Annotated in this window: 12 protein-coding genes, 1 tRNA gene and 1 pseudogene; 7 read left to right on the top strand and 7 right to left on the bottom strand. The window is 61.2% G+C overall.

The genetic code is table 11. The features are described 5' to 3' along the window. Positions 1 to 127: 127 nt before the first annotated feature. A complete protein-coding gene (locus EP30_RS06150) occupies positions 128 to 3262 on the bottom strand; it encodes a cation-translocating P-type ATPase (protein ID WP_140557042.1) in 3135 nt (1044 codons plus the stop codon). 591 nt (positions 3263 to 3853) lie between these two features. On the opposite strand from EP30_RS06150, the gene EP30_RS06145 reads away from it, so the two are divergent. Beyond that, positions 3854 to 4699 carry an SDR family NAD(P)-dependent oxidoreductase gene (locus tag EP30_RS06145; RefSeq protein WP_245819366.1) on the top strand — a complete coding sequence of 282 codons (846 nt, stop codon included), beginning with the start codon at positions 3854 to 3856 and terminating at the stop codon, positions 4697 to 4699. Between the two features lie 78 nt (positions 4700 to 4777). Continuing rightward, positions 4778 to 5779 carry a 23S rRNA (guanosine(2251)-2'-O)-methyltransferase RlmB gene (gene rlmB, locus EP30_RS06140; RefSeq protein WP_140557036.1) on the top strand — a complete coding sequence of 334 codons (1002 nt, stop codon included), beginning with the start codon at positions 4778 to 4780 and terminating at the stop codon, positions 5777 to 5779. Positions 5780 to 5839: 60 nt separating this feature from the next. Here rlmB and EP30_RS06135 read toward each other — a convergent pair whose 3' ends face one another. The 3 genes from EP30_RS06135 to EP30_RS06125 form a co-directional block, all read right to left on the bottom strand. Beyond that, positions 5840 to 6142 (bottom strand): hypothetical protein, encoded by a 303-nt coding sequence (locus EP30_RS06135; protein ID WP_140557033.1) that lies wholly within the window; start codon positions 6140 to 6142, stop codon positions 5840 to 5842. A 132-nt stretch (positions 6143 to 6274) separates the two neighbouring features. Beyond that, positions 6275 to 7690, bottom strand: coding sequence for a DUF4032 domain-containing protein (locus EP30_RS06130; protein WP_094664183.1), 1416 nt, complete (start codon positions 7688 to 7690; stop codon positions 6275 to 6277). Between the two features lie 307 nt (positions 7691 to 7997). Then, the gene (locus EP30_RS06125; protein WP_094664185.1) at positions 7998 to 9128 is read right to left on the bottom strand and encodes an ABC transporter ATP-binding protein; all 1131 of its coding nucleotides are present in this window, start codon (positions 9126 to 9128) and stop codon (positions 7998 to 8000) included. Between the two features lie 736 nt (positions 9129 to 9864). Between EP30_RS06125 and EP30_RS06120 the strand changes: the two genes are divergently transcribed. Together EP30_RS06120 and EP30_RS06115 are read left to right on the top strand one after the other, a co-directional pair. Next, positions 9865 to 10269 (top strand): cupin domain-containing protein, encoded by a 405-nt coding sequence (locus tag EP30_RS06120; RefSeq protein WP_140557031.1) that lies wholly within the window; start codon positions 9865 to 9867, stop codon positions 10267 to 10269. A gap of 291 nt (positions 10270 to 10560) precedes the next feature. Further along, positions 10561 to 11322 carry a carboxymuconolactone decarboxylase family protein gene (locus tag EP30_RS06115; RefSeq protein ID WP_140557029.1) on the top strand — a complete coding sequence of 254 codons (762 nt, stop codon included), beginning with the start codon at positions 10561 to 10563 and terminating at the stop codon, positions 11320 to 11322. Between the two features lie 248 nt (positions 11323 to 11570). Here EP30_RS06115 and fucP read toward each other — a convergent pair whose 3' ends face one another. The 3 genes from fucP to EP30_RS06100 form a co-directional block, all read right to left on the bottom strand. After that, positions 11571 to 12986, bottom strand: coding sequence for an L-fucose:H+ symporter permease (gene fucP, locus EP30_RS06110; protein WP_140557027.1), 1416 nt, complete (start codon positions 12984 to 12986; stop codon positions 11571 to 11573). A 435-nt stretch (positions 12987 to 13421) separates the two neighbouring features. Then, entirely contained in the window at positions 13422 to 13811 is a 390-nt protein-coding gene (locus EP30_RS06105; protein WP_094664194.1) for a VOC family protein, read from the bottom strand. Positions 13812 to 14087: 276 nt separating this feature from the next. Then, entirely contained in the window at positions 14088 to 15221 is a 1134-nt protein-coding gene (locus tag EP30_RS06100; RefSeq protein WP_140557039.1) for a glycosyltransferase family 2 protein, read from the bottom strand. 426 nt (positions 15222 to 15647) lie between these two features. Between EP30_RS06100 and EP30_RS11120 the strand changes: the two are divergent. The 3 genes and pseudogenes from EP30_RS11120 to EP30_RS06085 all read left to right on the top strand — a co-directional run. Beyond that, a pseudogene (locus EP30_RS11120) lies at positions 15648 to 16521 on the top strand (serine/threonine-protein kinase); the annotation flags it as partial. 2530 nt (positions 16522 to 19051) lie between these two features. Beyond that, positions 19052 to 19999, top strand: coding sequence for a thioredoxin domain-containing protein (locus EP30_RS06090; protein WP_094664198.1), 948 nt, complete (start codon positions 19052 to 19054; stop codon positions 19997 to 19999). A 68-nt stretch (positions 20000 to 20067) separates the two neighbouring features. After that, positions 20068 to 20144, top strand: a tRNA-Thr gene (locus EP30_RS06085). Positions 20145 to 20836 lie beyond the last annotated feature (692 nt).

The following is a 20836-nucleotide window of genomic DNA, read 5'->3' as shown; positions in this document are numbered from 1 at the left end:
GTACGTCGCCATGACGTGCCCGCCGTTCGCCGATATGCCTATCGGCATGTCTGTCTAAGCCATTATTTCACACGATGTGAACGTTCAACTTTCGTTGCCGAAAGATGCCATGGACTACACGGAATGCTTACGATCGGGCAGCCCCGACCGTTCGTAGCGCGAACTTGTAGATCTCGCTGCCAACAAGCACGAGGGCGGCCAGTCCCACACACTCAAGCCACTGATGCGGGTCCAGCGGCGTGGTGCCGAACGCCACGTTCAGGAACGGCACGTAGATCACCAGCAGCTGCAACACGATCGACAGCGCGATCGCGCCCCACAGCCACTTGTTGGAGAACATGCCCAGGAACGCGGTCTGATCGGCGCTGCGGGCGGCGAGCGCGTTGAACAGCTGGGCGAATACGAGGATCGTGAAGCCCATGGTTCGTGCCATGACGATCTGCTCGTCATGCGTCACGTGCATCGCGGAATCGTCGGTGAGCAGTCCGCCGGGCAGGTAGAGGTCCATGCCGATGAGCGTGACCGCGGCCATGAGCAGGCCCACGACGATCACGTCACTCCACATACGTGCGTCGATCACGCGGTCGGTGAGCTTGCGTGGCTTGCGATTCATCACGTTTTCGGTGGACGGGTCCACGCCCATGGCCATGGCGGGCGCGGCGTCGGTGAGCAGGTTGATCCACAGCAGCTGCGTGGCGAGCAGCGGCACGGTCACGCTGTCGGCACCGGGTTCGCTGATGCCGAGGAATCCGGCGAGTAGCACGCCGCCGAACACGGTGAGCACTTCGCCCATGTTGGAGCTGAGCAGGTATCGCAGGAATTTGCGGATGTTGTCGAAGATGGATCGGCCTTCGCGCACGGCGGCCACGATGGTGCCGAAGTTGTCGTCCGTCAGGATCATCTTGGCGGATTCCTTGGTCACTTCGGTGCCGGTGATGCCCATGGCCACACCGATGTCGGCGGATTTGACTGCCGGGGCGTCGTTGACGCCGTCGCCGGTCATGGCCACGATCTCGCCCTGTTCCTGCAGCGCGTCGACGATGCGCATCTTATGTTCGGGGGCCACGCGCGCGTAGACGGACACGGTGCGCACGGCGTCGGCGAATTCGGCGTCGGTGAGGCGGTCGAGCTGGTCGCCGGTGAGGGCCTGCGGCTGGGTGGAGGTGAGGTTGGTTGTGCTGTTGGTGACGGTGCTGGCGGTGCTGGCGCTGCCGTCGTCGGCTGTGATGATGCCAAGATCAGTGGCGATTCGTGCCGCGGTGAGCGGATGGTCGCCGGTGATCATGACCGTGCGCACGCCGGCACCGTGCGCCTCGGCCACGGCGTCACGCACCTCAGTACGCGGCGGGTCGATGATGCCGACCATGCCGGTCCAGATCATGTCACGTTCGATGGCGTCGGGCTGATCGGCGATGTCCTTGGCGAGCGCGCCGTCGGCGTTGCGTTCCAGTCCGTCGATGGCGTCGATGCTTGAGGCGTTCAGCGGGCGGTACGCCTGACCGAGCGTACGGTAGGCGTTACGGGAGAGGCGTTCCACGTCGGCAAGGATGCGAGCGCGATCGGCGTCGGTGAGCGCGCGGATCGTGCCATTTTCCTCGATGCGTGTGCAGTATTCGAGCAGTACGTCGGGCGCACCCTTGGCGTAGGCGGTGAGCATGCCAGAATCGGACGTACTGGAGTCGGGCGCCTCGGCTGTGTCGATCGTCTTCTGCGCGATCACGGTCATGCGTTTGCGATCAGAGGTGAACGGGATCTCGGCCACTCGCGCATACTGATCGGTGCCGGACTGACCGAGGCCGGAACGGTCTGTCCCTGCACCGCTGATTTTCCGCGCACCGACGATCAACGACACCTCGGTCGGGTCGCCGACGATCGTGCCGTCGTCGTTGAGCTTGCCGTCGTTGGCGATCGCACCGACGAGCAGCGTATGCCGTGCCTCACGCAGACGGGGATCATCATCGGAGAGCGTGTCACCGTCGATTGTGGTGGCGGTGCCGGTGATGCCGTAGCCGGTGCCGGTGAGCGCGATCTCGCCGGACGGGGTGATCACGCGCTGCACGGTCATTTCGTTGCGGGTGAGCGTGCCGGTTTTGTCGGAGCAGATCACGGACGCCGAGCCGAGCGTCTCCACGGACGACAGTTTCTTGACGATGGCATGATGCTTGGCCATGCGCTGCACACCAAGCGCGAGCACCACGGTGAGGATGGCGGCGAGGCCTTCCGGCACGGCGGCCACGGCGAGCGAGACGGCGAGCAGCAGCGAGTCGATTACGTCCTGCGTGGAGTTGAATCCGTACACCACGGCGAGCAGTACGAGCACGAGCGCGGCGATCACGCAGACGGCGAGGCCGAGCACCTTGGAGACGAACGCGATCTCCTTCTGCAGCGGTGTGGGGTCTTCCTTCTGGTCGGACAGCATGCGCGCGATCTTGCCTACTTGGGTGCGCATGCCGGTGGCGGTGACGATCAGACGGCCGGTGCCCTGCGTGACGGAGGTGCCGTTGAACGCCATGTTGGTGCGGTCGCCGAGCGCCTTGGCTTCGGCGAGCATGGCGGGATTCTTGGTGACGGGCACGGATTCGCCGGTAAGCGACGCCTCGGCGATATGCAGCGCGGCAGTGGCTGCGAGCCGGCCGTCGGCCGCCACGGTGTCGCCTTCGGCGAGCAGCACGATGTCACCGGGGACGACTTCGGAGGTGGGGATGGAGACGGGCTGACCGTCACGCAACACGGTGGCATGGGCGGCGGCCATGCGACTGAGCGCGGCGACAGCCTGTTCGGCCTTGGCCTCCTGCGCGTAGCCGAGCACGGCGTTGAGCACCAGGATCAGTACGATGACGATGCCGTCGAACGGCAGGGCCTCCGCCTCGGCGGGATTGTTGGCGCGTTCGATGAACCATGCGACCAGTGAGATCGCCGTTGCGGCGAGCAGCAGGTAGACGAGCGGGTCCTTGAACTGGGCGAGGAACTTCTTCCATTTCGGGGTCGGCGGCGCTCCGGCGAGTTTGTTCGGGCCGAATTCGGCAAGACGTCGGGCGGCTTCCTCGGCGGAGAGTCCCCGTTCGATATCGGTATTGAGTCCGGCGGCCACCGTCGCGGAATCAAGTTGCGACGGATCGTCGGGAATGGGCTTGGCTTCGGCCGCGGAGACCGTCGTTGGTTGAGTTGACTGGGCTGCCGTCGATTGGCCCGTCTGGACGGGCACGGCGTTCTGTTCCGGACGATCCGGGTGATCCGGGTGATTTCTGGCGGGATCCTTCATCATGCACCTCATGGTTCCGCCGCAGAGTAGTCAGTCCCCCTTCGGGATCAAGACCCCGAATCCTTGACAATGCAAGGTTTCCAGTCGAAACCTCCACGGAACTGTGCGGATGCCTCAAGCCGTCGTATGACGACTTGTTGTCAGCCATTGTACCGATGTACGCCCGTACGTTCCATCGACACACTTCGCCATTGTGTCATGTAGGTCGGGGAAAAACACACAACTGCAATGTACGGAACAATGAGCCGCAGAATTTCAACCCTCGATTTTGCCTACATTGCAGTTCTGTGATTTTCGCCAAGTATCTCAGCGCGCCGACAACCCGCCGAAGACTGTCTATTGAACACGTGTCGTATTAGCGCGATACTGAAGGTACGGCGCCAACAATGGCGCTGGCGCCGGCCAACATGCATAAGGATCAGTGGCACCGACATCGGCAAGCTGCTGCGCGAATATGGCGTGGTGTGAGCGGTTTACAATATAACTACTGAATCATGACGGGGAGCCTGCCGCTATGCAGGTTCCCCGTTCCACACGATTCGGTGATATTCCAAGCAATATTCCAAGTCAATGACGACGTAAGGGGCAATCGTGGCAAATTTCGACGACCGTTACCCGCTCGACAAATGGCGTGATGCGGATCATTCAGTTATGCAGGAGTTCTCGCTGGCCGGCAAGAAGGGCTTCGTCACCGGAGCCGCCGGCGGCATCGGTCGCAGTGCGGCGGCCGCATGGGCAGAGGCAGGCGCGGACGTGGCGCTGGTCGATCTACCCGCCAAACTCGACCAATTGGAATCACTCGCCGCCGAGATGTCGGATAAGTACGGCGTGACCGTGGTCGCCATCGGCTGTGACGTGTCCGACCCCGACAGCGTGGCGGCGTTGAAGACGACGCTCGTCGATCGACTCGGCACCGTCGACATCGCTTTTCTCAATGCCGGTGTCTGCCTGACCGACGACTCGATCGACATCCCGTTCGATAAATGGCAGAAGACGTTGGACATCAACCTGTCCGGAGCGTTCATGACCGGGCAGATCGCGCATCAGATCATGCGCGAGCACGGGCATGGCGGATCGTTGATCTTCACGTCCTCCACGGCCGGGCACACCGTGCTCAACATGGGCGGATTCCCCGCGCCGAACATGAGCTACGGCGTGACCAAGGCCGGCGTGACACGGTACACGCAGTATCTGGCGGCCGCGCTCGCACCGTATGGCATCCGGTCGAATGCGATCACTCCCGGCTATATCTGGTCCGGCATCTTCGGCGACTCGGTGAGCGAGGAAGGCCACGATGCGATGCTGCAGATGGTGCCCGAGCGGCGGTTCGCGCGCAACGACGAGCTGCAGGGGCTGCTGGTGTTTCTCGCATCCGACGCGTCGGCGTATGTGACCGGCACCGATACGCCCATCGACGGCGGTCTGCTTGTGTACTGACCACACGCAAGGCTGACACGTGCACCGTTGGCCACCGCCGCCGTATGCCGCGGAACACCTTGTGGGACAATGGAATCTATGGCTATGAAGAAAGGACCGACCAAGGGGTCGGGTGGAAAGCATCGCAACAAGCTGCGCGGGTACGGCCCTACGCCCAAGGCCGAGGATCGCGTGTACCACAAGGCGTATCGCGCCAAGAAGGCGGCGGAACGCCGCCAGATGGCCGATCCGCGACTGGCGGCCAAGCGTCGCGCCGCCAAGTTCACGTCGGATTCCGATGATCTGGTGATCGGCCGCAACGCGGTCGTCGAGGCACTGCGCGTTGGCGTCCCCGCCAAGGAACTGTATCTGGCGGCGCGCATCGAACATGATGACCGCACGCGTGAGATCGTGCAGCTGGCCACGCGCCAGGGACTGCACCTGCTCGAGGCGGATCGTCTGGAGATGGACCGCATCGCACGCTCCTCGAACCATCAGGGCGTGGTGCTCAAGGTGCAGCCGTACCAGTACTCCTCGCTGCAGGAGCTCGTGGACCGCGCCGATCGCAAGGCCCGCGCCATGGAGGCCGCCGGCCCCGAGGCGCAGATCAAGGCCCGTCCGCTGTTCATCGCGCTCGACGGCGTGACCGACCCGCAGAATCTGGGTGCCGTGATCCGTTCCGCCGCCGCGTTCGGCGCCAACGGCGTGATCCTGCCGGAACGCCGGTCCGCGTCCGTGACGGCCGCCGCATGGAAGGTGTCGGCCGGTGCCGCCGCCCACCTGCCGGTGGCCCGCGTGGTGAACCTGACCAAGGCGATCGAAAGCCTCAAGGAACGCGGCTACTACTCCGTCGGCCTTGACGGTGGCGGTGACGCGCTCGTTGGCGAGACCGGTTTCGAGACCGATCCGCTCGTGGTGGTGCTCGGCTCCGAGGGCAAGGGCCTGAGCCGTCTGGTGCGCGAAGCCTGCGATTCGATCGCCGGCATTCCGATCAGCTCCATGGTGGAGTCGCTCAACGCCTCCGTGGCCGCAGGCATCAGCCTCTACGCCGTGGCCCGCGCCCGCCGCGAAGCCGCAGCCGCCGTTGGCGCAACGAAGTAACGACGGCGCCACCTTGCAGTCGTAAGGGTTTCGGCCCCTCCTTCACGGGTGCCGAAACCCTTACGGTTGCAGGCCCACGTCTCCCGATCTGCGTGGATCGTGATAGGAGACGACCACACCCGACTGGTTTTCCAATGGTTCCACTGCAAGAATGGAACCGTCTGTGACACTTTGCACCACTGAAATCGGCTCACCGGAATTCAGCAGTGCATCAAGCTCCTCCTGATTGGTGACATTCAGCGAAGCGTCGACTCGCGTCCGGCCGATCATGATGCTGTCGTCCTGCTGTGCCGAAGCAATGTTCGGGGCGGCCAACAACATCAATGATGCAAGTATCGCGACAATCCTCATCCGTTTTTGCATGGGCGTCTCTCTTCCGGTTCATATTGATGAAATCAATTGCAATACAGAAGAGTAATGGAAGCAACAAGGCGGACATGCCAATGCACGAGCCGCCGGCGTTCAGACAGCGTCCCACGAATGGCAAGAACCGTCTCAGCTGGCCCAGACGGCGGCGTCGGGATCGTAGTCCGGGTTGTAATCGCTGCCGTAGCCGTCGTCGCCATACGAATCCTCGTCGTCGACCACACCCGCATCGGCGTCGGCGTTGATGGCGTCCATCACCTTCGCATCGAGCTTGTAGTTCGGCAGCACGGTGTCGATATAGCTGTTCACGGCCTCGGCCATCGGCACGTCGTGCCCCACCTTCTCCGCCAGATACCAACGGTGCGTCAGCACTTCGTGGAAGAACTGCGCAGGCTCGATCTGCGAACGGTATTCGGCCGGGATCATGCGCACAGTCGGCTCGAACACCTCGCGCATCCAGTCGGTGGCCACGATCTCCAGATCCTCGCCCTGACGCCACGTGGACGTACGGTAGGCGTCCAGATCGTTGAGCAGTCGACGCGCCTGGTTCTCCTGCACGTCGAGGCCGGTGAGCCGCAGCAGCTTGCGCGACGCGTAGCCGGCGTCCACCACACGCGGACGCACACGCACGCGATTGCCATCCTCGGACGTGTTCATCTCCAGCTCGTCCACGTCGAAACCGAGCTCGTTGAGCCTGTTCACACGCTTCTCGATCTTCCACATCTCGTCGGGGCTGAAGCTCTCCACGTCGGTGAGCGCGCTCCACAGCGAGTGGTAGCGCTCGACCAGACGATTGCCCACCTCGACCTCGTCCACGTCGTCGGGCAACAGCTTGCCGGAGCTCAGATCCATAAGCTCGCCGATGATGTTCGTGCGGGCAAGGTCGATATCGTACTCGCGCTGGCCCTCGGTCAGCTGCGGGTAGAGCTCACCGGTCTCGGCGTCCACGAGCACGGCGGCGAAGCAGTCGGCGTCGCGCAGGAACAGCACGTTCGACAGCGACACATCACCCCAGTAGAAACCGATCAGGTGCAGACGCACCAACAGCACGGCCAGTGCGTCGATCAGACGGTCCGCGGTGTCCTCACGCAGGTTACGGGCGAACAGCGCACGGTACGGCAATGAGAATTTCAGGTGCTGCGTGACCAGCATGGATTCCAGCGGCTTGCCGTCGCGGTCGTGCCGGCCGGTCACCACGGCGATCGGCTTGACCGACGGCACGTCGATCTTCTCGAGCTGGCGCAACAGCTCGTACTCACGCTGGGCCACCGACTGCGTGATCTCCTTCATGGCGTATACGTCGTTGCCCACGCGCACGAAGCGAACCACGTGTCGGGAGATGCCTCGCGGCAGGTTGGCGAGCAGATCGGCGGGCCACTGGGAAAGCGGCTTGTGCCACGGCAGGGTGAACATCTTGGGGTTCGAGCTCGCGGCGGTGATCTTCAGCGCCTTGGGCTGAGCGGCCTTCTGTCCGGGAACGCCATCGTCCGGGGCATTGACGGAAGTCGCCTGTACGAGTCTGGGGTCAAATTCCACGTTTTCCATAGTCTCCAACTTACTGTGAGGGGCTCCCGAATGTTCGGGTTTGCGAAGGCCTTCGAGGGTCTGCCGTGATAGCGGTGCACAAATCGGGAATACCCATCCGCGAGGCCGGAATCCCTTGCCTCCTTCAGCAATATCCGCGATTTGTGAACCGCCGCACGCCACATATAAAGGAAGCCCCGCAACCAGCACTGGCTGCGGGGCTACACTGTGCAACGAGATGAGACAGAGAGGAAGAGAGGGGAACTCATCTCGTTGTATCGGCGGGAATGGAATCCCACAAAACCTTCTCGCCGACGTTTGTTGGTTATTAGTTGAGACGCAGCTCCGAGCTCGGGGCGAACAGGTGCATCTTGGTCGGGTCGATCTTGATGCGCACGGTGGAGCCCACCTTCGGAAGCTTGCGCGGGTTGACACGCACGGTGGTCATCTTGTTCTGGTCGCCCATCACGGAGCTGGCCTGCTCGGCGGCGGAGCCGTCGGTCACGATGGTGCCGTAGATGTAGCCGTCGGAACCGAGGTCCTCGACGTTGGCCACGTGCAGCTGGAACGCGTTCTTGTCCTCGGAAGTGGCGAGGTCAGCGTCCTCCGGACGGAAGCCGACGACGATCTGGCCCTTGTCTTCCGGGGTCAGCTTGGCAACCACGTCGGCCGGCAGATCAACGGTGTCGTCGCCGATCTTGGCCTGGCCGTTGACGACCGGGTGCGTGTTGATGTTCATGGACGGGGAGCCGATGAAGCCTGCAACGAATACGTTGGCCGGGCGATCGTACAGCTCGGTCGGGGCGCCGACCTGCTGCAGGATGCCGAGCTTGATGACGGCGATGCGGTCGCCCATCGTCAGAGCCTCGGTCTGATCGTGGGTCACGTACAGGGTGGTGACGCCGAGCTGACGCTGCAGGGCGGCGATCTGCGTACGGGTCTGCACACGGAGCTTGGCGTCGAGGTTCGACAGCGGCTCATCCATGAGGAAGACCTTCGGCTTACGGACGATTGCACGACCCATGGCCACACGCTGACGCTGACCACCGGACAGTGCCTTCGGCTTACGGTCGAGGAACTCGGTGAGGTCGAGGATCTTGGCGGCTTCACGCACGCGCTTGTCGATCTCGTCCTTCGGGGTGCCGGCGATCTTCAGGGCGAAGCCCATGTTGGCGGCGACGGTCATGTGCGGGTACAGAGCGTAGTTCTGGAAGACCATGGCGATGTCACGGTCCTTCGGCTGCATGTTGGTGACGTCCTTATCACCGATGAGGATGCGACCCTTGTTGACCTCCTCGAGGCCGGCCAGCATGCGCAGAGTCGTGGACTTACCGCAACCGGAAGGGCCAACGAGCACAAGGAACTCACCGTCCTTGATGTTGAGGTTCAGGTTGTCCACCGAGGGCTTGTCGTTGCCCGGGTAGATACGGGTGACATGGTCAAATACCACTTCTGCCATGGTAATCATTTCCTTTCAGAGGCAGGTACGTGCCTCACGATCCGTTGTAAAAGGGGGTGTTCATTAGGTATTCAGTTATCACCGTTTTTGGTTTCACTTGCCTTGCATATCCCACTGCATCCCTGCATTGGACTTGCCGGACGGTTGCACCTCAAACTGCGTTGTTGGCGGTTGCGGAAATCACTCTCCGATGAGCCAAGATTCAATATACACCACAAAACGCTAGGCGTAGTGACACCTCGGCAAGATTCGATAACTGTTAGCGCACACATATCAGTACAAGCGCTTGCACTACTCAATGGACCATAGTTGACTGCGCGTGTCGCGAACGATCACATATGCTCATACGTGCTCGGTCGACATTATCGATCGGCATTATCGATCAGTATTTCAATCGACATTTTCGATCCCACCGCCGTCACAGATTCCATGCTTCACACGCATAGCATCGTATACATCATTTGCAATTGTAATGACGATGAATCCAGCCTAATGTAGACAGCGATGATGCATCCAGACTGGCATTTGACCGTATCACGCGCGGATCCGCCGCAGGAAGGACGCATGGCGGATAGGATTCACGGTCCGTCCGATCGCCAATCCACGCGCTTGATCACGACGATCACGCCGCCAGATCAGCGCAACGACCATACGATCAGCGTCGCAGACGCCACAGATGCCGCGGATACGCATCGAGGTCTGTACTGCACACGTCTCGGAAAGGATCGATCCCATCATGACCATCGACAACTCCAGCGCGTTCCCGCTCGGCGAACCCAACGTCGGATATGCACAATACTTCGTCGGGCAAAGTTATCTGGCACCACTGGTGAGTGGCAAGGAAGTGAACGTGTCGAATGTGACGTTTGAACCCGGCTGCCGCAACAATTGGCATATCCATCACGGCGCCTGCCAGATTTTGATCGCTGTGGGCGGTCGAGGATACTACCAGGAATGGGGCAAGGAACCGCAGGAGCTCAACCCCGGTGATGTGGTGTACGTGGCTCCTGAAACCAAGCACTGGCATGGAGCGGCACCTGACTCCGCGTTTTCGCATATCGCGATCATGAACGTCGTCGAAGGCGCATCCAACGAGTGGCTCGAACCGGTGGACGCAGACGAGTACAACGCCCTCGTCTAGCGTCGCGCCCCTCTCCCGCCCCTCTCCCTTAGTGTGATCACACTAACCAAAACCAAGTGCCCAACTGCGGAGTTCTTTAGTGTGTAGCCCTTAGTGTGATCACACTAGGGCAATCAGATACCCAACTTCGTAGTGCGCAGTCCGTAGCGTGCAGTCCGTAGTGTGATCACACTAGCGTTGCGCAAGAATGGGGTCATCCACTACTTCGCCCAACTCCGTCTTCCCGTACTCCACCATCGCTCACATCCAACCGCATTACTATCCACATCATCAGCATCACCAGGAGTATTCATGACCATCACCCCCGCAGCGGAGGAATACCACCGTCGATCCTTCCCCGATTCTGAACTGCTGCACGACGACGACCCCGATCTCGCGCAGATCATCGAGAACTTCGCGCTCGACGAAGTCCCCAACGAGCCCGGCGTGAACGACCTCGACGACCGCACCCGCTATATGGCCATTCTCGCCACCCTGATCGGCGCGCAATGCCTTACCGAGTTTCGCGGCATCACCCCGGCGGCGCTCACCGCTGGAGTCACACCCATCGAGGCCAAGGAAATCACCTATCAGTCGGTGGCGTATCTGGGCATCGGTCGTGCGTATCCGTTCATCGTCGCGCTGAACGACGTACTGCGCGCACAGGGCGTGACATTGCCGCTGCCGTCGCAGGCCACCGTCACGAACGACGATCGCCGGGAGAAGGGCACGCAGGCGCAGGTTGACATCTTCGGCGACGGCATGAAGGACTTCTACAAGTCGGGCCCGGAGGAAAAGCGTCATATCAACCGTTGGCTGGCGGCAAACTGCTTTGGCGACTACTACACGCGTACGGGTCTGGACCTGAAGCAGCGCGAGATGATCACGTTCTGCTTCATCGCGGCGCAAGGCGGATGCGAACCGCAACTGACCAGTCATGCGGCGGCGAACATGCGACTGGGCAATGATCGCGCGTTCCTGATCTCCGTGGTCTCGCAATGTCTGCCGTACATCGGCTATCCGCGCTCGCTCAACGCGTTGCGATGCGTTGATGACGCCGCCCGCATGATGTAGCGAGCAGGCGCAACATCGTTAGGCGGCCCATGTGATGCGTTACGTGGGCCGCCTAGTGTTACGCGGGCCGGGCGTCCCACGTAACGCACATCCACAAAACGTTGCAATTTCAACGTTTATCAACATGCGCCCAAAAACCCGACACGGCCCACGTAACGCATAACGGCCCACGTAACGTAAAGAGGCCGGTCGCCATACCGCGCACAGTGTTGCGCAGTTGGCGACCGGCCTCCGGCATGGAACGGGAATCAGGCCTCTTCCTCCCAGGCCTCTTCCTTGGCGGCCATCTCCTTGAGCTGAGCCGGAGTGTACTTGTCACGCTTGAACTCGGTGATGAAGTACAGGCCCACGATGGCAAGCTCAACGGCCGGCAGGATGAAGGAGAACTGCATGGTGGTGGCGTCGGACAGGGCACCCTGCAGGGTGGGCAGGAACGCGCCACCAACCAGGGCCATCACGATGATCGCGCCGGCGGTTTCGGTGTGGCGACGATCCTCGACGGTCTTCAGCGTACGGGAGTAGATGGTCGGCCAGCCCGGTCCGAGGAAGAAGCTCACGGCCACGGCGAACCACACGGCGGTCATGCCGGGCAGGAACGCGGTGCCGAGCAGCACGATCGCGCCGCCGATCATGAACATGGCGAGCACTCGGGTCTCACGGAACTTGGAGAGCAGGTAGCTGGCGCCAAGACGTCCGACGAAGAACACGATGTAGCTGATGATCATGAAGTTCGCGGCGTCACGGTCGGTCATGGACGCACCGCCCTGGTTCAGCGCCAGACGGATGGTGAAGGACCAGATGCCGGTCTGCGCACCGGCGTAGATGAACTGGGTGCCGATGCCCTTCCAGAAACGACCGTTGTGGAACAGGTAGGTCATGGTCTCGCCGAGGGTGGCCTTGGCGACGGTGCCTTCCTTGGTGGCGGGGCGGCACTTCGGGAACTTGGTGAGCGCGAACAGCACGATCAGCACGGCGAGCACGATCAGCAGGTACTTGTACGGCTCCAGCGTGCGGCCCAGCTGCTCGGCACCGTAGGCCTTGGCGGCGTCAGGGGCCATCTTGGCCATTTCGGCGTGCAGGTTGGAGTCCTGGAACACGAGGTACTTGCCGAGCAGGATGCCGGTGATGAGGCCGAGGGCGTTCATGGTCTGCGCCACGTTGAGTCGCACAGTGCCAAGACGCTTCGGGCCCATCAGGGTGGCGTAGGTGTCGGCGGAGGTCTCGAGGAAGCTCAGACCGATGGCCTCGACGAAGATGGCGAACAGGAACACCTCATAGGTGACCAGTCGGGACGCCGGGAAGAAGATGAAGCAGCCGACCGCGAACAGCGACAGACCGGCGATGATGCCCAGCTTGTAGCTGGTCTTCTTGATGAACAGCGAGGCGGGGATGGCAATGAGGAAGTAGCCGCCGTAGAACGCGCTCTGCACGAATGCGGTGGCGAGATCACTCAGCGAGAACACTGCCTTGAACTGGGTGATGAGTACGTCGTTGAGGCTGGACGCGACGGCCCAGATGCCGAACAGGACTGCGGTCATTGCGAACTGCAGTACGGGGGTGCGATCGAGGTATCCGTCGGAGAACTCGATCCACGGGGTCTTCTTGCCGCCGTTCTTGGCGACCTGACCGGCTTCGGCACCGGTGATTTCAGTTGCTTGTGCCATGATTCCTTCTTCTGGAAACCGTGTGCAACCGTTCGCGCGCAAAGACGGGTCCGTGCCCGAAAGACGGCAGTGCCATCAAACCGGATTCGTTGGCCCAGCCCCTGCAAACACAGGCGGTTACACGAGTGAATATTCGACGAGTCCGCGTCGCTTCAGCACGACGCATTGCCACGACATCCTTGGCGTGCAGTCCGCGAATGCATGCATCGCATTCGTGGCCGCCGTGCCGGCATCGCGATCGGACCCGTTGGATTCGCCGTAACCCGCCGAAGCTAAGGCCAACGAAGGAAAAGGGTGAAATGTTCAGTTATGTAATTCAGTTATGGAGTTCAGTTTTGCGGTATTGAGTTATGTATTGTCGATTGGTGATCGGTTCCGCTCGACGACGAGCCCGCGTTCCGTGTGCCGAACCGCGACCCCGGAAGTCACCGATTCCTACAGAATCTGGCAGTACTCGATGGTCTCGTGGTTGGGACCGAGCACGTTGAAGTAGCGGATGCCGTTCTCGTGGAAGGTGTCGATGTGCTGGACCGATCCCTCGACCAGATCGAGCCCCAGCTCCACGGCCTGCTCGAACGCCTTGTCGATGTCGGTGACGTCGAGCGCGAAGTGGTTGATCGCGCCGGTGACGCCGGCCGGTTCGGCCATGGTCCACACCTCGAGGGTGAGGTTGTTCAGATGCAGGAAGGTGCAACGGTCATCGCCATTCGGGTAGATGCCCTCGCACTCGAAGCCGAGCTTCTCGTAGTAGGCGATGGTGCCTTCAAGATCGTTGGTGGGGATACCGACGTGGCCGACACCGGTCACATAGTCGCGGATGCTCATCACATAGCTCCTTTGCCATTAAGCATGTTGGTGTTTGCGAGATTCAATATACGTTAATGCCGTTAATTGATCAACTCAAGAAACTATATGAGAGCGCGCACATTACCAACCGGTACTTAAAACGATTGCCGTCAATCGTTGTACGACTTGGGTTTGATCGATCTAACAGATTATTTCAAAATTTTTTGGATCCCAAGTCGCACAACGCTTCCATCGGCGTGTCGCGTGAACCATCACACACGCGACCCATCACACACGCAACGCATCACGGGTGGATCACTCCACGGCGGCCTTCTGGATCTGGCGGGCGATCCTCGCCTCCTCGCGCGCCTCCTCCTTGGCCTCGCGCGCCTCGCGAATCGAACCACGCCAGCTCGCGCTGATCCGATGCCACTCCTCACGCATCTCCTTGAAATTATCGGCGACGTTGTCCGTCACACCGTCCCGCAGCCCGTCACGCAGCATATCGATCAGCTTGCTCGTCGACTCCGGCACCTCCTCGCCCGCGTCGATGACGTCATGCTCCAGCCCCTCGATACGCCGACGCAGACGATCGGCCTCCTCCGGATCGATGCCAAGACGCGCGTTCAGGGACTGCCGGATCGTCTCGTAGTCCAGATTCGCGAAAAACGTCAGCTGCTGCATCGTCATGAACGTCTTCAACTCCGGATAGCGCGAGACGATATACTCCTCACGATCATCAGCGGCCTTGGCCCAGTCGATCGGCAGCTGCGGCGTCCAGCTGCTCATGATCGAGCCACCACGCAGACGGTAGTGATACAGCACCTCGGGAATGCGCACGATCAGCGTGGCCTCGCCGATCACGTTGCAGATGCGTGCCATATCCTCGATCTTGCGTCCCACCGGGAACGAAAAATCATGATCCTTGTAAATATTCGCCGTGGCCATGAACGACCAGAAATATCCGTCGATCTCCGCCTTCACCTGCGCCTTGAGCGCCTCCTGCGGGGTAAGCACCACGATCTCGTCGAAATCGTTGTGCTTGTAGTCCGAAAGCAACGGCTTGCCGTTCTCGGAGATCGTATCGAATTTGAACATGACCAGATCGGCCTCGTATTCGCGCATGGTGTCCACCGAACGTTCCACCAGATTCGGCGCCACCGCGTCGTCGGAATCCACGAAATAGATGCAGTCGCCCGTCGCCTGCGCCAGTCCGGCGTTCCTTGCGTCGGACAGACCACCGTTCGGCTTGTGAATCACGCGGATACGCTCGTCCTTGGCCGCCCATTCGTCGCACATACGCGGACAATCGTCGGGCGATCCGTCGTCAACGAGAATGATCTCAAGATTGCGATAGGTCTGGTTCACGATGCCACTTACGCATTCGTCGAGATAGCGCTCCACCTTATATATGGGCACGATGACCGACACCAGCGGCCGCTCGCCCAGTCGGTCCGACACGAGCGGCTCGTGATCGGCAGGGCCCGCAGAACCATCAAGACCGTGACGCTGCGAATCCTGCGACGATCGCCGCATCTGCCGACCGCCCTTCTGCCGCAGCGGATTTCTCACATCCGAAAGCTTCAACACCGGCAGATCCGGAACCGTCAATCGCAGCTTCGGGATATCCCGATTGAAAAGGACGGCATTCAGACGCGTCTCATCACTGCCGCTCTCGCCATCGTCGCCGTTGTTATTCGTCACGATCGTCATACCGTTCCGGCTCATACATCCTCCAACAACGTTCTGGTTCGTTATCAGTGTATGCGGAGAACGATGAACAGACCATACATGACCTTCGATCAGACCTGTCATGTCGCCGATATCGTAACCGTTTCCCGACTATCGAACCGGTCGTAGAGTATGGGTGTCACAATGGGGCGCATGAGTGATTTGACTGCGCTGAATCTGGCACCGGGGAACCTTGTGGGGGGCTACACCCTCATCTCGCGTCTTGGGGGCGGTGCCATGGGTTCGGTGTGGCGAGTCAAGGACGACGGCGGCAATATCTACGCCATGAAGATCCTGCGCGATTCGTTGGGCGATGACGGCGACGGCACCGACGGCTTTCACCAGGGCGGCGAGGACACCGCAGGCATGGCACGCGAACGACTGCGTCGCGAGGCAGCCGCATTGCGACGGGTGAACCACCCGGGCGTATGTCAGATCGTGGATATGGAGCTGGATGATTCGCTCGCGTTCATCGTCACCGAACTCATCGAGGGCAAGAATCTGCGTGAGGACGTGCTGGCGAACGGCAAGTATGTGGCGGGTGATCTGGAACGCCTGGCGCGTAAGCTGATCGACGCGGTGGCCGCCGTGCATCGGGCGGGCATCATCCACCGCGATATCAAGCCGACGAATGTGATGGTGTCTCGTACCGGCCCGGTGCTGGTGGATTTCGGCATCGCGATGGGCGAGGGGGAAAGCCACGTGACCCGCACCGGATTGGTGATGGGCACGCCCGGCTTCATCGCCCCGGAGATCATCGATGGCGCGGAGTCCGACGAGACGACCGACTGGTGGAGCACGAGCGCGGTATTGGCGTTCGCCGCAACCGGACAGCCCGTATTCGGATCCAAGCCGATGATGGCGGTGCTGGAACGTGCCGCAGCCGGCAACGCGAATCTTTCCGGACTACCGCCACGCACGACGGCCGCGTTCCGTAGCGCACTCAGCCCGCGTCGCGGTGACCGATGCACGCCTCTGGAACTGCTGCAGACCATCGAACAGGACGCGATGACCCCGGAATTGTGGACGGGGGCGGAATCCGGTGCCGCAGGTCCCGCCAGTGCCGCCAGTGCCGCCAGTGCCGACGATTCCACCGATTCCGCTCAGCATGCGAACGGATTCCAGCCCGTGGCCGAACCCGGTGTATCGGCGCTGCCGGGCAAACCCGTGCTCAGCGGTGCCATGCCGACCGCCATGGACGATCACCACGATGACCAGCACAATGCGGACGAGGGTGGCGAAGCCGGGGTGGTGCGCCCTTTTGGAAAAAGCTCTTCGGATAGTACGGATGCATTCGCCGCGGAGAACGCCGTAGACAATCCGCGGTCGTTGTGGAAGGCGCTTGATGAACGTCGGGCCGCACTCACCCAGGTAATCGGCGTGGAACCATTGTCCACGAATGATTCGCTGATGGAGGCCGCCGAATCGGAATCGATATCGCCGATGCGGTTCGATGAGCCCTCGTATTCCCACGATGACTATTCCCACGATGACATTGACGATGGTTTTGGCACCGATGAGGAATGGAATGTGGACAAGCCGTCCATCGTGCTGGCCGGGCAGACCCGTGTGGTGCCGGTCGATCGTGCGCCATCCGACAGCCCGGCGTTCCAGCCGGCCGATCCGCCACTGCCCGAGTCGGTGCACGACGATAACGACAACGACAACGTGAGTGCCGACGACACCGTGCCGACGACACTGCCTTCACGAACCGTATACGCCACTGCGAGCGCCGACGCGGACGACGGTACGAATGCCGATACACCGTCCACGGAACCCCCGTCCGCCGACACCATTGCGGTCACCCCCATGCCGGCGAGCTATCCCGCGCCCGTGCATTCGTACGACCAGCTCGACTGGCTGAACACTGATGGCGACAATGCCAACAACGGCTCGGCACCTGAATCGGCGACCAATCCCCTCAGCAGGCTGCAGACGCTGGGAGACGAGTCCGATGAGCAGAAGCAAGGGGAACTGGATCATCTTTTCGATTCTCTGCCGGCAGCCGCCCCCGCCATTCGCCCAGTGGGAACGACCGCGATGGCAAACGGTCAGCCGATGCCGAACGACCAAACCGCGACAAGCCGGCACATGGCTGAACCGCGAAGCGTGCAGTCGACGCCGAATCAGCCGCCCGTACCGCGCGTGGCATCGTCGAATCCTGCGACGTCGTCGAGTCCCGTGGCATCGTCGAATCCGGACCAGACACGCATCATCGGCCCTGATCCGGTCCTTGGCACCACAACGCTTGTGCAGGCACCGACCATCGGCGAACCGCCCAAGGAACCGCCTATCACCGGCGTGCCGGTCGCGTCCACGACCGTACTGCCACCGACGCGGACCGCATCGAACGCGAGCGCTCCGGGAATGGCTGCGCCGACACCGCCGCCATCGCCCGACATGGATGCGACGCTGGTCTACGGACAGCCCGGATTGCTCCAGCCGCAACCGGGCCAGCCGGGACAGCCGCAACCGGGCTACGCCCCTGATCCGTACGCGCAACAGTACGATCAGCAACCTCAATACGATCAGTACGGGCACCCGTACGACCAACAGCAACTGCCGCAACCGCAACCGGAACAACCCCCGTATCAACCGCGCGAGGACCATGCCGACGTCATGCGGAGTTGGTATGTGCCGCGTGGACGCATGATCATGTGTCTGCTGGCCGCACCGCTGTGCCTGTTTACGGCGAGCACGCCGGCCGCCGGACTCATGTCGGCGTCATTCCTGTTGTGGGCATTCACGGTGATGGGTCTGTCGCGCAATTCGCAGCTGGAACGTGAAAACAAGCGCGGCGGTCTGCGCAAAGGCACCGACGGCGCGCTGATCATCGGTTCCCTGCCCTGGCACCTGATCAAGGGACTGGCACTGACCGTGATACCCACGCTGCTTATGCTGGCGCTGTTCGCCGCACTGACCGCGTTCCTCACCACGGCGTTGATGCTGCCGTCGACCACCGGCACGATTCTGGCGTTCGGTACGCAGCTGCGGTTCCCTCTGCTGGCCGGCAGCGCGCTTTCGGCATCGGGCTTCACGCTGATGGCGTGCATGGCCGCCGCATGGTTCGCCGCGGCACTCGGACCGTATTCGCGATTCGCACGTCTGGGTGCCGGAACACTGCGCGGCGATCTGGGTGCACCGTCCCCGTCGATCGACGCGAATCTGGCCGCCGCGGGAGCTCCCGGAATGCCGCCACCCGAGGAACAGGAACGATTGCAACAGTCGGCGCATCGACGCGGCTGGACGCTTACGCTGATCTGGCTGGTGCTTATCCTCGCCGGCGTGGCCATGCTGCTCGCCGGAGGCAGCATCGACTGGGCTCCGATCATGCTGGACTGAGTAATCACACGAAGCCGCACAGAAGTCGCACAACCGAACCAAGCCGCGACCATACCCACATACCGTACGCCATGACCATACGGTCGCGACAACCCCGGGCATCATCACCGTTTATTTACCCTCCGCTGTTATATTGAGGGCTGCTGTAACGAACCCGGTCATCCATGCCGGAAACCATTGAAAACAGGGGAATACGAGGCACATCCATGGCCAATACGAAGAAACCCGCCAACCGCAAGGCACGTCAGGCGGCCGAAGCCGCGGCCGCGAAGGCAAAGGCGGAACAGGAGGCACGAGATCGTCGCAATCAGACCATTATCGGCGCGGTCGTGGTGGCCATTGTGGTGATTCTGGTGGCCGTGATCGGATTCAACGTGTGGAAGTCGAATAATCCCAGCGCGAACGCCGACGATCTCAACGCCGCATGGGCCAAGGTGGAGAAGGCCTCCCCCAAGCCGGCGAACGCCACCGACAAGGGCGGCTTCATCCTGTCGAAGGACGGCGTGAACAAGCCTGTTGACGGCGTTCCCACCGTGGGCGTGTACATGGACTTCATGTGCCCGGGATGCGGCAGTTTCGAGCGTTCCATGGGAGACACCTTCTCGCAGATGGTCGACGCCGGTCAGATCAATCTGGAGATCCACCCCAACGGATTCATGGATCGGTACTCGACCGACGAATACTCCACGCGCACCGCGAACGCCACGATCGAGCTCATGGAGAACGACAACGACCCCGACCACATCCTCAAGTTCATCAGCCTGATGTACGCGGAGGACTTCCAGCCGAGCGAAACCAGCTACAAGTCGGTGAGTGATGACGACATCAAGCAGCAGATGATCGCGGCCGGCGTGAGCGAGGACGTCGCCGCCAAAGCCACCGACAATGACTACCAGTACAAGGACTGGGTCACGGCGATGGCCGATTACACGCCGCTGCGCAGCGAACTGTGGAACACCGAAGGCTCGCTCAAGGGACAGATGACCACGCCGACCGTCACGTTCAACGGCAAGTACTGGAACCGTCAGGGACTGGATTCCAGCGTGGATACGCGTACCGCGTTCCTCAAGGCGATCGGACTCGACTCCGCTCAGGTGGGTCAGTCCGGCACGCTGCCGGAGATCGGTTCCGACAAGGGACCCCTCTACCCGTGATGTACAACTAAATCCAGTTCATTCGTTATACTGGACCTTCGTCCGCCGCGCCGATGCGTGGCGGGCACGCCTCCTTAGCTCAGTTGGCCAGAGCAGCCGCCTTGTAAGCGGCAGGTCGTCAGTTCGAACCTGACAGGAGGCTCCATTTGGCAACAATCGGCAACGATCATCACCATGCGACACGATCGTTATTGATCTTGTACGACATCAATCGATCGATCTCATTCATAATCAAGCCATTCGACGCTGTTTTCATCGTTACCGATCACTCTATACGCGGATGTGAGCCTGAACATCCGAAGGTCGCGACGCCGTCGGCAACCCCGGTTCTCCCCTACTGTCCACAAGCAGAACACGCCGTAGATCTTTCCTCATAAAGAGTGATATGGTTTACACGACGAAGGTTTACAACGCCTGTAACCGAAGGGGATTGAAAGACTTACCGCGAGTAAGAACTCAGGAGCTTCCCCCATCAAAAACAGCTTCTGAGACATGGGACGGAGCATCCCCCAACCCGCTCCGTCCGTGAGAGGGGCCGGAATCATCCCCCTTCTAAGCCGGCCCCTCTCCTTTTTTATTTTCGGACCTTGTCCGCACAATTCGAAGACCCGATCTGGAGATATCCGGACATAGGTCTGGGTATATCCAGACACCGATCTGGGTCAAACCGGACACTATGCGCAATCGCGCCTACGACTTGGGTCAAACCGGACATAGGTCAGGGTATATCCGGACACGAATCTGGGTATATCCGGACACGAATCTGGGTCAAACCGGACCGGTACCCGTTCGTAGTCCCCCGATCTGGGTATATCCGGCCGATTATCTCTGGGTCAA

The sequence above is a fragment of the Bifidobacterium sp. UTCIF-39 genome (genome assembly GCF_006408715.1).
GTDB classification, from domain to species: Bacteria; Actinomycetota; Actinomycetes; order Actinomycetales; family Bifidobacteriaceae; genus Galliscardovia; species Galliscardovia tissieri.
This window is presented reverse-complemented; position numbering and strand designations above follow the sequence as displayed.